The sequence below is a fragment of the Actinotalea sp. JY-7876 genome (genome assembly GCF_014042015.1).
Taxonomy (GTDB): domain Bacteria; phylum Actinomycetota; class Actinomycetes; order Actinomycetales; family Cellulomonadaceae; genus Actinotalea.
Map to the genome: position 1 here is coordinate 3,346,203 of NZ_CP059493.1, position 13,164 is coordinate 3,359,366.

15 protein-coding genes are annotated in these 13,164 nt (G+C 74.5%); 11 read left to right on the forward strand and 4 right to left on the reverse strand.

What is annotated here, in order from left to right:
* Positions 1-3 precede the first annotated feature (3 nt).
* The gene (locus H2O74_RS15475) at positions 4-762 is read right to left on the reverse strand and encodes a DinB family protein (protein WP_182112387.1); all 759 of its coding nucleotides are present in this window, start codon (positions 760-762) and stop codon (positions 4-6) included.
* Between the two features lie 307 nt (positions 763-1,069).
* Between H2O74_RS15475 and H2O74_RS15480 the strand changes: the two genes are divergently transcribed.
* From H2O74_RS15480 to H2O74_RS15515, 8 genes are all read left to right on the forward strand, one after another.
* On the forward strand, positions 1,070-1,669 hold the full coding sequence (locus tag H2O74_RS15480; RefSeq protein ID WP_182112388.1) for a YdeI family protein: 600 nt from the start codon (positions 1,070-1,072) through the stop codon (positions 1,667-1,669).
* A gap of 100 nt (positions 1,670-1,769) precedes the next feature.
* On the forward strand, positions 1,770-2,984 hold the full coding sequence (locus H2O74_RS15485) for an EAL domain-containing protein (RefSeq protein ID WP_220457982.1): 1,215 nt from the start codon (positions 1,770-1,772) through the stop codon (positions 2,982-2,984).
* Between the two features lie 148 nt (positions 2,985-3,132).
* The gene (locus H2O74_RS15490; protein WP_182112390.1) at positions 3,133-3,783 is read left to right on the forward strand and encodes a PadR family transcriptional regulator; all 651 of its coding nucleotides are present in this window, start codon (positions 3,133-3,135) and stop codon (positions 3,781-3,783) included.
* A 216-nt stretch (positions 3,784-3,999) separates the two neighbouring features.
* A complete protein-coding gene (locus H2O74_RS15495) occupies positions 4,000-5,085 on the forward strand; it encodes an ATP-binding cassette domain-containing protein (RefSeq protein ID WP_182112391.1) in 1,086 nt (361 codons plus the stop codon).
* The gene (locus H2O74_RS15500; RefSeq protein WP_182112392.1) at positions 5,082-5,894 is read left to right on the forward strand and encodes an ABC transporter permease; all 813 of its coding nucleotides are present in this window, start codon (positions 5,082-5,084) and stop codon (positions 5,892-5,894) included. Before H2O74_RS15495 ends, H2O74_RS15500 begins: the two co-directional genes overlap by 4 nt.
* Positions 5,895-6,025: 131 nt before the next feature.
* On the forward strand, positions 6,026-6,430 hold the full coding sequence (locus H2O74_RS15505) for a YciI family protein (protein ID WP_182112393.1): 405 nt from the start codon (positions 6,026-6,028) through the stop codon (positions 6,428-6,430).
* The gene (locus H2O74_RS15510; RefSeq protein ID WP_182112394.1) at positions 6,427-6,771 is read left to right on the forward strand and encodes a YciI family protein; all 345 of its coding nucleotides are present in this window, start codon (positions 6,427-6,429) and stop codon (positions 6,769-6,771) included. Before H2O74_RS15505 ends, H2O74_RS15510 begins: the two co-directional genes overlap by 4 nt.
* Before the next feature lie 10 nt (positions 6,772-6,781).
* Entirely contained in the window at positions 6,782-8,050 is a 1,269-nt protein-coding gene (locus H2O74_RS15515; RefSeq protein ID WP_182112395.1) for an RNA polymerase sigma factor, read from the forward strand.
* Positions 8,051-8,061: 11 nt separating this feature from the next.
* Here H2O74_RS15515 and H2O74_RS15520 read toward each other — a convergent pair whose 3' ends face one another.
* Positions 8,062-8,880 carry a TetR/AcrR family transcriptional regulator gene (locus H2O74_RS15520; RefSeq protein ID WP_182112396.1) on the reverse strand — a complete coding sequence of 273 codons (819 nt, stop codon included), beginning with the start codon at positions 8,878-8,880 and terminating at the stop codon, positions 8,062-8,064.
* Positions 8,881-8,994: 114 nt separating this feature from the next.
* On the opposite strand from H2O74_RS15520, the gene H2O74_RS15525 reads away from it, so the two are divergent.
* The 3 genes from H2O74_RS15525 to H2O74_RS15535 are packed head-to-tail and all read left to right on the forward strand — an operon-like array spanning position 8,995 to position 11,417.
* A complete protein-coding gene (locus tag H2O74_RS15525; RefSeq protein WP_182112397.1) occupies positions 8,995-9,957 on the forward strand; it encodes an ABC transporter ATP-binding protein in 963 nt (320 codons plus the stop codon).
* Entirely contained in the window at positions 9,954-10,748 is a 795-nt protein-coding gene (locus H2O74_RS15530; RefSeq protein ID WP_182112398.1) for an ABC transporter permease, read from the forward strand. The genes H2O74_RS15525 and H2O74_RS15530 overlap by 4 nt, the downstream gene beginning before the upstream one ends.
* A 57-nt stretch (positions 10,749-10,805) precedes the next feature.
* Positions 10,806-11,417 (forward strand): GyrI-like domain-containing protein, encoded by a 612-nt coding sequence (locus H2O74_RS15535; protein ID WP_182112399.1) that lies wholly within the window; start codon positions 10,806-10,808, stop codon positions 11,415-11,417.
* Between the two features lie 12 nt (positions 11,418-11,429).
* Here the strand turns inward: H2O74_RS15535 and H2O74_RS15540 are convergent, their stop codons facing one another.
* Together H2O74_RS15540 and H2O74_RS15545 are read right to left on the reverse strand one after the other, a co-directional pair.
* Positions 11,430-11,831, reverse strand: a complete 402-nt coding sequence (locus tag H2O74_RS15540; protein ID WP_182112400.1) for an SRPBCC family protein — start codon at positions 11,829-11,831, stop codon at positions 11,430-11,432.
* The gene (locus tag H2O74_RS15545) at positions 11,828-12,964 is read right to left on the reverse strand and encodes a GNAT family N-acetyltransferase (RefSeq protein WP_182112401.1); all 1,137 of its coding nucleotides are present in this window, start codon (positions 12,962-12,964) and stop codon (positions 11,828-11,830) included. The genes H2O74_RS15540 and H2O74_RS15545 overlap by 4 nt, the downstream gene beginning before the upstream one ends.
* Positions 12,965-13,164: the final 200 nt, after the last annotated feature.

Below are 13,164 nucleotides of genomic sequence, written 5' to 3' on the forward strand. Positions count from 1 at the left end.
CGGTCAGGGGGTGAGGGACGGGTCCGCCGCGATCGCGTCTAGGTCGCGCACGGCGTAGCGGTGGTGCTCCCACACCTCCTCGAGGATCACGTGAAGGCACGAGCGCGTGGTCTCGGGCTGGTCGGGCCCCCAGGGGTTGCTGCGCGGGACGTCGAGGTCCGACGACGTCACGCCGGCGAGGAAGTCGCGCACCATCGCGACCCGGTCCGCCCGGGCCTCGAGCACCTCCGCGTACGACGGCGCCTGCAGGGAGAACCCGGACATGTCGTAGCCGTCGGTCTCGTACTCGCCGTTGGGCTGGCCGACCGGGTGGTACGGCTGCTCCCGCTCGAGGATCCCGCGGCCGAGCCAGGTGTCCGTCGCCATCACGAGGTGCCGGAGCGTCTGGGCGAAGGACCACTCGCCGTCGACCTGGGCGTCCACGGTCCCCGCCGGCATCGACGCGGCGCGCTCGATGGTTCCCTCCCAGGTCCGCTCGAGCGCCGCCCAGGCAGCACGCAGGCCGTCCGGGTCCTGCGCGTATCGCTCGCCGCGGCCGGGGAAGCGCCGGTTCAGCTCCGCGTCGACCAACGGCGCGACGTCGACGCCGTTGACCACCAGCGAGCCGTCGTACAGCCACGGGGCGTCGATCTCGGCACCGGCGACGTCGGCGCCGCGGATCACCGCCCCGGACAGGTCGCAGTTCACGAGCCGGGCGCCCGTGAGGTCGACGCCGCGGAACTCCGCGCCGCGCAGGTCGTCCGACCCGGTGAAGGACGCCATGAACCCCTCCCCGCACGCAGACCGCCGGACTCCCCGGCGCGCCGCCGACGCTACGCCGCACCGGCTGCCTCCGGAAGGCGCGCTGGCCGCCGCGCCCTGGACGCCGGCGACCACGTCGGTCCGCCGCGCCCCGGCAGCGACCACGTCCGTTCCCACCCAGCTCGTCCTCCGCAGCGGACGTGGTCGGTGGGAACGGACGTGGTCGGCGAGCGGTGCGGTCGGTGGGCGGGGCCGGGGCGGAGGACGGCGACAGCGGGAGGGCGACGTCGGGGTGGGGCGTGTCGGTGGGGTCGGGCACCATGGCGGGATGGCCATCGAGCTGCCGGAGCTGGTCGTGCCCGACGCCGCCGCGTGGCGCGCCTGGTTGCAGGACAACCACGCGTCCGCCGACGGCGTCTGGCTCGCGCTGACGCGCAAGGGCGGCACCGTCACCTCGCTCACCTACGAGCAGGCCGTGCTGGAGTGCCTCTGCTTCGGCTGGATCGACGGCCAGGCGCGGTCGCGCGACGCCGAGTCGTCGTTCCAGCGCATGACGCCGCGGCGCGCGCGCTCCCGGTGGTCCGCGATCAACGTCGAGCGGGTCGGCCGGCTGGAGGCCGAGGGCCGAATGACCCCGGCCGGACGCGCGCAGGTCGACGCCGCCCGGGCGGACGGCCGCTGGGACACCGCGTACGCCGGTCCGGCGACGATCGAGGTCCCCGAGGACCTCCTGGCGGCCCTCGCCGCCGAGCCGCGCGCCCAGGCCTGGTGGGACGTCCTGACCTCCGGTAACCGGTACGCGATCCTCTACCCGATCGGCGCCGTCAAGCGGGCCGAGACCCGCGAGCGCAAGATCGCCGAGTTCGTCGCGGCGCTCGCCGAGGGCCGCACGCCCCACCCCCAGCGCCGCCGACCCGAGAACGCCTGAGCTGGTCGCGGCCGACGCGCGGGTTTGCCTCACCACCGGCGCGGACCGGCCGATGGGCGACCGAACGGGTGGCACGGTGTCGCACGGGGGCGGAGCAGGCGTGGCGCGGCGACAGAGGTCCGAGGCGGAGCACCAGGTCGCAACGCTGCTGCGCCAGGCGCGGGAGGCGCTCGGACTGAGCGTCTCGTTCCTCACGAGGATCCAGGGCGACACGCAGATCATGGAAGTCGTCGACACCTCGCTGCCCGTCTTCCTGAGCGACGGCGCACGGCAGCGCCGCGACACCACGCTCTGCAAGACCGTGCTCGACGGCGACGCGCCGGAGGTCATGCCCGACATCCGCGACCACCCGGCCGCGATGAAGCAACCCGCGGCACGGTTCGCGCACTTCCGGAGCTACGTCTCGGTGCCAGTGACGCTGAGCGACGGACGGCTCTACGGCACGTTCTGCGCCGCCGGCCTCACCCCCGAGCGCAACCTCTCCGAGCGCGACGCGGCCCTGCTCAAGGTCCTCGCGTCCGCCGCCGCGATGATCATCGAGCCCGGCGTCCGCGAGCGCGAGCGCCGCGAGGCCATCGAGCACCGCCTGGTCCCGATGATGCGGGCCGGCGGACCGAGGATCCTCCTGCAGCCGATCGTCGACCTCGGGACCGGCCTGCGCACCGGCGCGGAGGCGCTGGCGCGCTTCCCGGCCGACTGGCGGACCACGCCCGACGTCGTCTTCGCCGAGGCCCACGACGTGGACCTGGGCGAGCGCCTCGAGCTGCTCGCGCTCGAGCGGGCCGCGGAGCACCTCGCTGCGATCGAGGGGCACCTCGCCCTCAACGTGTCGCCGGCGGTCCTGCTCTCGCGAGCGTGCGCGCGCTTCCTGCGGCGGTTGCCGCTGGACCGGGTCGTCCTGGAGCTGTCCGAGCACTCCCCGGTCGAGGACTACGACGCCCTGCGCTCGGCCCTCGCCGGGCCCCGCGCGGCCGGCATGCGGCTCGCGATCGACGACGTCGGCGCGGGTTTCGCGTCCCTGCGCCACATCGTCCTGTGCGCCCCGGACGTCATCAAGCTGGACCGGAGCATCGTCGACGGCGTCAGCGCCGACCCGGTGCTGACCACGCTCGTCGAGGCGCTCGTGGCGTTCGCCCACGGGAACGGCACGACGGTCGTCGCGGAGGGTGTCGAGACCGCGGCCGACGTCGCGGCGCTGCGACAGCTGCGCGTCGACGAGGCCCAGGGCTGGTACTTCGGCCGCCCCGGCCCCGCGGACGCTCTCGCGCCCCTCGCCCCCGGTGTCCCCACGCCGCGCGCGGCCGCCCGCTCCTGACGTCCCGTCCCGACGTCGTCCGGCGGGCAGTCGCCTCTCGCCCTCGCACGTCACCCGTCCGGCTCGAGGACAATCACGCGTCCGTCGAGGGTCACGCCCGTGCTCACGAGGAAGGGCGGCGACGGGGCGCGCGACCTAGACTCCCCGCATGGCGGCGCCCGAGACCCGGCTCCTGGTGCTGGGGGCCGTGCGCCTGTTCGAGCCGGTCAACGGCTACCAGATCCGCCGCGAGCTCATGTCGTGGGGCGTCGGCGACTGGGCCCACGTCCTGCCGGGATCGGTGTACTCGAGCCTGGCGACGCTGGCCAAGCAGGGCCACCTGGAGCGGGCGGACCTGCAGGACGGCGGCCGCTCGGTCGCGGTCTACACGACGACGCCGTCGGGGCGCGAGGAGCTCTCCCGGCTCTTCGAGCACGCGTTGACGACCGTCGACCCGCTCAACCCGCTGCCCGTGCACACGGCCATGAGCATGTGCTTGCTCTTCCCGCGCGACGTCGTGCGGGAGCACCTCGCCACGCGCGCCTCGCGGCTCGACGCCCACGTCGAGGCCCTGCGGCGGGCGCACGCCACGGCGGACGTCACCTCGCCACCGCACGTCGAGCGCGTCCTCGAGCTCCAGCTGGGACTCGCCGAGCTCGAGCGCACCTGGGTGCGTGACCTCGTCGACGTCGTCGCGCGCGGCGGCCTCGCGTTCGCCGGGGAGCCGATGCGCTGGCAGCCCGCGGCGGACGACCCGGGGTGGCAGATGGCCGCCGACCAGGCCCGATACCGGGCCCTGCTCAGGACGCGCGCCGGCTGACCCGGCGCGCCGGGGACGTACCGCGCCGGGCGACCCGGCCGTGTCGGACGCCGGTGGGACGCTCGCCCGGTCAGGCACCGACCCGGCGGCTCGCACCCGATGAGTCGGCGGCCCGGACCGGGTCTGGTCTCCAGGGCCGGCGCCGGAATCCGTTGACATCGCTGTGACGCCGGTCGCAGCATGAGTGATGTTCAAGTTTGAACACCTGGGGGACGCATGATCGAGGCACGAGGGCTGGTCCAGACGTTCCTGGCCCGCCAGGGCAGGACCAAGAGCGAGGTGCGCGCGGTCGACGGCGTGGACCTCGACGTCGCGGAGGGCGAGGTCGTCGGCTTCCTCGGCCCGAACGGCGCCGGCAAGACGACGACGCTGCGCATGCTCACGACGCTCCTGCGCCCGACCGAGGGCACGGCGCGCGTGGCGGGCTACGACGTGGTCCGCGAGTCGGTGCAGGTCCGGCGGAGCATCGGCTACGTCTCGCAGTCGGGCGGCGCCTACAGCGGCGCCCGGGCCGGTGACGAGGTGGTCGACCACGGGATGCTCTACGGCCTGCCCAAGTCGGTCGTCGAGCGGCGCGGTCGCCACCTGTTCGAGCAGATGGACCTGCCCGGGCTGTGGACCCGCATGCCCAAGAACATGTCCGGGGGGCAGAAGCGGCGGCTCGACGTGGTCATGGGGCTCATCCACGAGCCGCAGCTCGTCTTCCTCGACGAGCCGACGACGGGGCTCGACCCCCAAGCGCGCGCCAACCTGTGGGAGCACATCCGAGGCCTGCGCGACCGCCTCGGCGTGACGGTCCTGCTCACGACCCACTACCTCGACGAGGCCGACGCGCTCTCGGACCGCATCGTCATCATCGACCGCGGCCGCATCGTCGCGTCCGACACGGCCGACAACCTCAAGGCGCAGGTCGCCGGGGACCTCGTCGAGCTCGAGCTCGTGGACGCCACGCTCGCGTCCCGGGCGGCGGAGCGTCTCGCGGCACTCGCCGGCACCACCGTCGAGGTGGACGGCAACCACGTGCGCGGCCGCGTGCCGCGTGCCGGCCGGACGCTCCAGGGCTTCCTGCGGGACCTCGACACGTCGGGCATCGGCCTCGAGTCGATCGGCGTGCTCCGACCGACGCTCGACGACGTCTTCCTCGCCCTCACCGGGCGCAGCCTGCGCGACGCCGAGTCCGCCACCGAGCCGACGGGCGGCACCGACGCCGGCGCCGGCGAGCCCGACCTCGAGCCGGCCGCCGCCGGCGCGAGCACCGGCGCGCCCGCCGCGACACCGACCACGCCAGGAGCCGACCGATGACCGCCACCGCACCCGCCCTCTCCGCCGACCTCGCCGTGCCGGGCGGCACGCCGTCGTCGTTCTTCCGGGAGAGCGTCATCGTGTTCCGCCGCCAGCTGCGGATGAACCTGCGCAACCCGGCGTGGGTGATCATCGGGATGCTGCAGCCGATCCTCTACCTGCTGCTCTTCGGGCCCCTCCTCGAGCCGCTCATCGGGCAGTTCGGGGCGACGAACGCGTACACGTTCTTCGTGCCGGGCATGCTCGTCCAGCTCGGCGTCTTCGGCGCCTTCTTCGCGGGGTTCAGCCTGATCGGCGAGTGGCGCGAGGGCGTCATCGAGGCGGAGCGGGTGACGCCGGCCAGCCGCACGGCGCTGCTGGTCGGCCGCCTCTACCGCGACCTGCTCCAGCTCTTCGTGCAGGCGCTGATCCTGGTGGGCCTCGGGTACCTGCTCGGGATGGTCGCGTCCGGCGGGGGCATCGTGCTCGGCGTGGTCCTCACCCTCCTGCTGGGCGGGGCGTGCGCAGCGGCGTCCAACGCGCTCGCGCTGACCACCAAGTCCGAGGACGTCATGGCCCCGGTCATCAACATGGTGATGATGCCGGTCCTCCTGCTCTCGGGGATCCTGCTGCCGATGACCATCGGCCCGGCGTGGCTGCAGAGCGCGAGCGACTTCATGCCGATCCGGCACGTCGTCGACGGGGTGCGCTCCTCCTTCGCCGGCGACTTCGCGAGCTCCGGCCTGGTCTGGGGCACCGCCTGGTCCATCGTGATGTTCGTGCTGGCCGTGTGGTGGGGCACCGCGACGTTCCGCCGCGAGAACGCCTGAGCCGTCCGCCCGGTCACGCGCCCACGTCGCGCCCCGCGTCGACTCGCCCGGCGAGGGTGTCGATTCCGGCCCCCGGCGCCCGTCATGCTTCCGACGGCGCCACCAGGAGTCGTCGGACGCGAGGAGGAACGATGAGCACCACCCGGGACTACGTGCTGCTGCTGCACGGCGACGAGCGCGAGTGGCGCGACGCCGACGAGGCCGCGGTGGCGCAGGCGTACGGCGAGCACGACGAGTTCTCCCGGCTGTGCGGTGAGCGCGGCCACGAGATCCTCGGCGGCGAGGAGCTGCGGCTCAGCGAGACGTCGCTGGTCGTGCGGTCCCGCGAGGGCGAGGTCCAGGTCACCGAGGGCCCGTTCACCGAGACCGTGGAGCAGCTCGGCGGCTACTACGTGATCCGGACCGCCGACGTGCAGGACCTCGCGCGGCTCGCCGCCATGCTCGCCGGTACCGGCGCCGTCGAGATCCGGCCGATCGTGCGCCCCACCGACCAGCCGCAGTCCGGCGCGGCGGCCGCCGAGCAGGTGGCGTCGTGAAGTTCCTCGTGCTCATCTACCAGGACGAGTCGGTCTGGCGCGACGCCACCCCCGCCGAGCAGGAGCGCTACTACGCCGAGCACGAGGCATTCTCCGCGGCCGTCCCCGAGCGTGGCTGCACGATGCTGGCCGGCGAGGCCCTGGTCGGCGTCGCGTCCGCGACGACGGTCCGTCGCCGCGGCGAGCACGTGGACATCTCGGAGGGGCCGTTCGCGGAGACCGCCGAGCAGCTCGGCGGCTTCTACCTGCTCGACGCCCCGGACCTCGACGCGGTGACCGACCTCTGCCGCCTGCTGCCCGAGTACACGCTCGAGATCCGTCCCGTCGCCGACATGGACTGACGGCGGTCGCGTGACGGACGAGGACGGCGGGCCGGTCGGGGCGGCCCTGGAGCTCGCGTGGCGCGAGCACTGGGGCCGCCTCGTCGGCCTCGTCCTGCGGCAGACGGCCCGCGCCGACCTGGCCGAGGACGCGGTCGCCGACGCGTTCGCGGCCGCGGCGCGCACCTGGCCGGCGGCGGGCGTCCCGACGAACCCGGGCGGGTGGCTGCTCACGGCCGCACGCCGGCGAGCGGTCGACGTGCTGCGCTCGGAGGCGGTCCACCGGCGCAAGGAGCCGCTCGTCCTGGTCGACGCGCAGCTCCGCGAGGAGGCGGCGGCGACGGTCGACCCGGGCGCCCACGTCGAGGACGAGCGCCTGCGGCTGATCCTCACCTGCTGCCACCCGGCGCTCGCCCCGGACGCCCGCGTGGCCCTGACGCTGCGCTTCGTCGTCGGCCTCGACGTGCCCGACATCGCGGCGCTCCTCCTGCTCCAGGAGCCGACGGCGGCCGCGCGCCTGACCCGAGCGAAGAAGCGCCTCGCGACCACGGGCATCCGGCTCACGACGCCGCCGCCCGAGCGCCTCGAGGAGCGCCTCGAGGCGGTCGCGACGGTCCTGTACCTGCTGTTCACGGCCGGCTACCACCCCGGTCCCCGCGACCGCGGCCTGCGGGTGGACCTCGCCGACGAGGCCATCCGCCTCACGCGCCTTCTCGACGAGCAGCTGCCCGGCCGCCCGACGACCCGCGCGCTGCTCGCGCTCCTGCTGCTCCAGCACTCGCGGCGCGGGTCACGGACCGACGCGGACGGCGCCCTCGTCCTGCTGCCGGACCAGGACCGGTCCCGCTGGGACCACGACGACATCGACGCCGGTCTGACGCTCCTCGCCGGCCTGGCGCCGACCACGGGGCGCGCGGAGGAGTACCGGCTCCAGGCGCTCATCGCCGCGGAGCACGCCCGCGCGACGACGGCGGACGCGACCCGGTGGCCCGTCATCGCGCGCCACTACGCGGCGCTCGAGGCGCACACCGGGTCGCCCGTCGTGCGGCTGGCACGCGCGGTCGCGGTGGCGGAGGCCGACGGTCCGGCGGCGGGTCTCACGCTCCTGGACGGGCTGGAAGCCCTGCTCCCGCACCACCACCGCCTGCCCGCGGTGCGCGCCGAGCTGCTCGCTCGCCTCGGCCGGCGCGAGGCGGCGCTCGCGTCGTTCGACCGGGCGCTCGCCCTCGTCCGCAGCGACGCCGAGCGCCGACACCTCACCGAGCGCGCCGCCGCGGTGCGGGCGCCGGCGGCACCCTGAGGCGTCGCCCCTCAGCCCAGCAGCTTCGCGATGACGCGCGCGCCGGCCCGCGGCGACAGGCGCGGCGACCCGGTGAGCCGGCCCTCCAGCGTCGCCACGTTGATGACGCTGATGACCGCGAGCGCGGTGTCGAAGTCGTCCTGCGTGGTGCCGGGCTCGGCGTCGTCGCCGCGCCGCGCCCGGCGCACCTCGGCGATCTGGTCCGCGAGCACCTCGTGCGAGGTCACGTGCAGGCGAGCGAGCTCCCCCGACGCCTCGGGATGGCGCAGCCCGTAGGCGAGGAACTCGAGCGAGAGCAGGATGCGGTGGTCGTCCATCACGCTGGTGAGCCACTCCGCGACCGCGTCCTGGTCGACCCCGTCGACCGTGACCCCCGGGATGGTGGCGCCGGGTGAGTCGATCGTGACCCGGAGCATGTCCGACGCGAGCGCGAGGAAGACCTCCTCCTTCGACCCGAAGTGCGCGTACACGGCGCCCTTCGTGTACCCGGCCTCGGCGGCGATGTCGCCCACCGACGCGCCCTCGTAGCCCTTCGCCGCGATCACCCGCGCGGCCGCCTCCAGCAGGTCGGCGCGCGTGCGGTCGACCTTCTGGCGTCGCCGCTCCTCGGCGGAGGAGCCGCCCGACGTCGTCGCCCGCGACGCCGCCTCGGAGGCTTCGGCGAGGCCGCGGGCCGCCTCCCGCAGCGACGACGCGACGGCCTCGCCCACCTCGGGCATCACGGAGCGCGCGTGCTCGCCCAGGAGCCGGGTCAGGCTGGCCGTGGCGTCCGCGAGCGCGCGGGTCGCCGCGCCGATCGAGTCCTGGGGGTCCTTCGGGTCCTGGGTCATGACCCGAGGCTACCCGACGGATACCGATCGGTACACCGCTCGGTATCCAGTGCTTGATTCCGATCGGTATGTGTGTCTACCGTTGAGCACCTACCGACCAGAATGGAGATTCCGATGACCTCCGAGGTGCTGCTCCGCGTTCGCGGGCTGAGCAAGCGGTACGGCGGGCCCCAGGGCGTCCAGGCCAACGACGGGGTGGACCTGGACCTGGCCGCCGGGCAGGTCGTGGGCCTGCTCGGCCACAACGGCGCGGGCAAGACGACGCTCGTGCACCAGGTGGTGGGCCTGGTGCGGCCGGACGCCGGATCCATCACGCTCGCCGGTGTGGACGCGGTCGCGCGGCCCGAGGTCGCGCGGCGGCTGACGTCGATCCAGGCGCAAGCCAACGTGCCGATCACCGGGCTCACTCCGCGCCGCGCCATCGAGCTCGTCGGCCGCATCCGCGGGGGCGAGCGCTCCCGGGTGCGGCGGCGCGCGGAGGCCCTCCTCGACGCGCTGGACCTGGGCCCGTGGGCGGACACGCCGGCCGAGAAGGTCTCCGGCGGCATCGCGCGGCTCACCGCGTTCGCGATGACGGCCGTGCAGCCCGGCGCCCTCGTCGTGCTCGACGAGCCCACGAACGACGTCGACCCGGTGCGACGGCGCCTGCTCTGGGAGCAGATCCGGGGCCTGGCCGACGCGGGCCACGCGGTGCTGCTCGTCACGCACAACGTCCGCGAGGCCGAGCGTGTGGTGGACCACCTGGCCATCCTCGACCACGGCGTCGTGCTCGCGACGGACACGCCCGCCGGCCTGACCGCCTCGCTGCGCGGCTCCCTGACGCTCGACCTCGACCTCGCCGACGACGCCCCCGTCGCCTGGCACCCGGCCGTGCGCCCCGGCGCGACCGGACGTCTGCGCGCGGCGGGCGTCGTGCCTGCCGACCGGGCGGCCGACGTCGTCGCGTGGGCGCAGGCGCAGGTCGACTCCGGGCGCGCCGAGCGGTACGCCCTGACCCCAGCCTCGCTCGAGGACGTGTACGTCCACCTGGTCGGCGAGGCCCAGCACACCACCACCACCGAGGAGGTCGCGGCATGACCGCGCTGCCCCTGACCGGTCCCCTCACGACCGGCACGCCCCTGCCTGCCGGTCCGCGGACCGCCCTGCGCCAGACGCTGCTGCTGATGCAGTGGCAGTTCCGCCGCCAGACGCAGTACCTGCCGCTCATGGTCGTGGTGCAGGCGTTCATCGCCGTGGCGACCGTGATCGGCTACGGCCTGCTCGTCGGGGATCCCGACCCACGGACCGCCCTGTACCTGGCCACCGGTGCGCCGACCATCACGCTGATCACGATCGGGCTGGTCCTCACCCCGCAGCTGCTCTCTCAGTCGCGCACCGAGGGGAGCCTCGACTGGCTCCGCACGCTGCCCGTGCCACGCGCCGCGTTCCTCGCGTCCGACCTGCTCGTCTGGACCCTGCTCGCGCTGCCCGGCATGGTGCTCGGCATCGTCGCCGGACTGCTGCGCTTCGACATCGACCTCGCGCCCGCGCCGTGGCTCGTTCCCGCGGCCCTGCTCGTCTCCCTGACCGCCGCCTCCGTCGGGTACGCGATCGCCTCGCTCCTCCCGCCGGCGCTCGCCCAGCTCGTCACGCAGGCGCTGGTGTTCGTGGTCCTCCTGTTCTCGCCGGTGAGCTACCCCGCGGAGCGCATGCCGCAGTGGCTGCAGGACGCGCACGCCTGGCTCCCCATCGAGCCCATGGCGCAGCTGGTCCGCACCGGCCTGGCGCCCGACGCGTTCGACATCTCCGGACGGTCCCTGGCGGTCCTGGTCACGTGGTGCGTCGGGTCCGTCGTGCTCGCCGTGCTCGCGCTGCGCAAGCGCGCGTGACCCGCGGGTGGTCACCGCCGCCGTCGTCCGCCACGATGGCGCCGGAGAGGAGGCGCGATGAAGGTCGACCTCAAGCGCGAGCTGGGCACCTACACGGCCCGGCGCGGGACGTTCTCGCTCGTCACCGTGCCGCCCGCGAGCTTTCTCATGGTGGACGGCCACGGCGACCCGAACACGTCGTCGGCGTACCGCGACGCGGTGAGCTCGCTCTACCCGCTGGCGTACGCGCTGAAGTTCCTCAGCAAGGTCGAGCTCGGCCGCGACTACACCGTCATGCCGCTCGAGGCGCTGTGGTGGGCGCAGGACATGGCCGCGTTCACCAGCCGGCGGGACAAGGCGCAGTGGGACTGGACGCTGATGATCCTGGCGCCGTCGTGGCTGGGCGCCGAGCACGTCGAGGCCGCCCGGGCCACGGTCGCCCGCAAGGGCGGCGCGCCGACCCTCGACGACGTCCGCCTCGAGGAGCTGGACGAGGGTCTGAGCGTCCAGACGCTCCACGTCGGCCCGTACGACGACGAGGGCCCGGTGCTCGACGCGCTGCACCACGAGTTCGTCCCCGCGCAGGGCCTGAGCCTGACGGGCAGACACCACGAGATCTACCTCAGCGACCCCCGGCGCACGGCGCCCGCGAGGCTGCGGACGATCCTGCGCCAACCGGTCACGCGCTGACCGGGCTCCTCGTCAGGGGCGGCCCTCCAGGACCCGCTTGAGGCGCTGGAGGTCGGCGGTCACGAGCGCGGCGTCGCGCTCGAGGTCGGCCGCCGTCATGCCCGGCGCCGCACGCAGCGTGAAGACCACCTCGCTCCCGTCCCCCGCGGTCAGGACGCGGAGCGGCACGTGCACGGCCTCGCCGGCGGGCGTGAGGACCTCGTGGTCGAGGATGCCGTACTCGTTCGGCGGGGCGAAGGTGACCCGGGCGCGGCCGGCTGGTGTCTGCACGAACCAGCCGCCGCGCTCGTGCACGACCTCGGACCCCAGTCCGGGTGCCCACCGCGGCAGGTTGGCGGGGTTGGACGCGAAGGCGTAGACCTCCGTCGCCGGGCGGTCGATCCGCACGCTCAGGTGTCGCGACTCGAACGTCATCGTCCGAGGGTGCCACCGTCCTGCGACGCTCGCTCGTCATGATCCAGACGCAGCTGCCACACCGCGTCCACCGACGCCGGCCGGAAGCCGAGCGCGACGTTGATGCCGAGCATGAAGGCGTTCTCCTCGGCGTTCCACGTGTGGACACGCCGCGCGCGGGGCCGGCGGACGGCGAGCTCCTCGAGCATCGTGGCCTTGACCAGCATCCCGAGCCGCCGCCCGCGGTGCTCCCGCAGCACGAGCGTGTCGTCCTGGTAGACGACCTCGGGACGCGCCCGCGGCAGCTCGACCATCGTGAACGCGGCGAGCGACCTCGTGGGGACGTGCTCGGCCGCGACGACGACGTAGGACTCGTCGCGCTCGGCGCGCTCCGCGAGCCCGACCCGCATGCGCTCCGCGTCCCACGGGTCCTCGTGGACGTCGAGCCCCGCGCTCGGCGCGTCGGTGCTCATCCGCGTCTCGAGCATCGCGAGCCCGTCGAGCCACTCGTCCGGCACGGCGTCCTCCCACGCGTGCAGGACGTAGTCGGGCCCGGCCGCGCGGGTCGCCTCCGCGAGCAGCGGCGCGAGCACCTCGGCAGGGACCGGCAGCTCCAGGAGCGACTGGCGCACGACCTGCTCGAGGGAGAAGCCGCGGGCCTGGACGAAGCGGGTCGTGTCGTCGTCGACGGGGATGCGGCCGCTGCCCGTCGGCGCCTCGAGCGTGCCGGGGCCCGGCGGCGGCTCGGGCGCATAGGCCGGCTCGGCGTGGATCACCGAGCGGCCGGCGGCACGCGCGGTGCCCAGGCACGCGTCCCACAGCACCGACCCGATGCCCTGCCGGCGGTGCTCCGGGTGGACGCCCACGTAGACCTGGGCCGTGTGGGTGTCCCCGACGAGGGGCAGGTGGACGAAGCCGCGGCCGACGACCGCCTCCGCCCGACGCTCGCCGTCGCGCACGGCGACGAACCGGTGCACGCGGCGGTACGCATTCGTCTTCATCGAGGCGCGCACCGTGGGGACGTCGATGGAGAAGTCGGCGTGGCCGTAGAGCGCGAGGTCGATGGCGTCGCTGACCAGGACCGTGCCCTCGAGCGCCCAGTCGTCGTCGGCCGAGAGCTCGACGACGCTCACGTGCGCGGTGGAAGTCGTCACGCCCCGAGCGTCCCCCGCGCCCGCACCCGGACGCCAGCCCATATCCGCCCGCCCGGGCCCGCCTGCCCGGCTGGCCCCACCCACGCCTGCCGACGACCACGTCCGTTCCCACCGAGTACGTCCGCCGCACCGGACGTCCTCACGTCGAACGGACGTACTCGGCGGGCTGGGGTGGGGCGGGTGGGTGGGTGGGGCGGGTG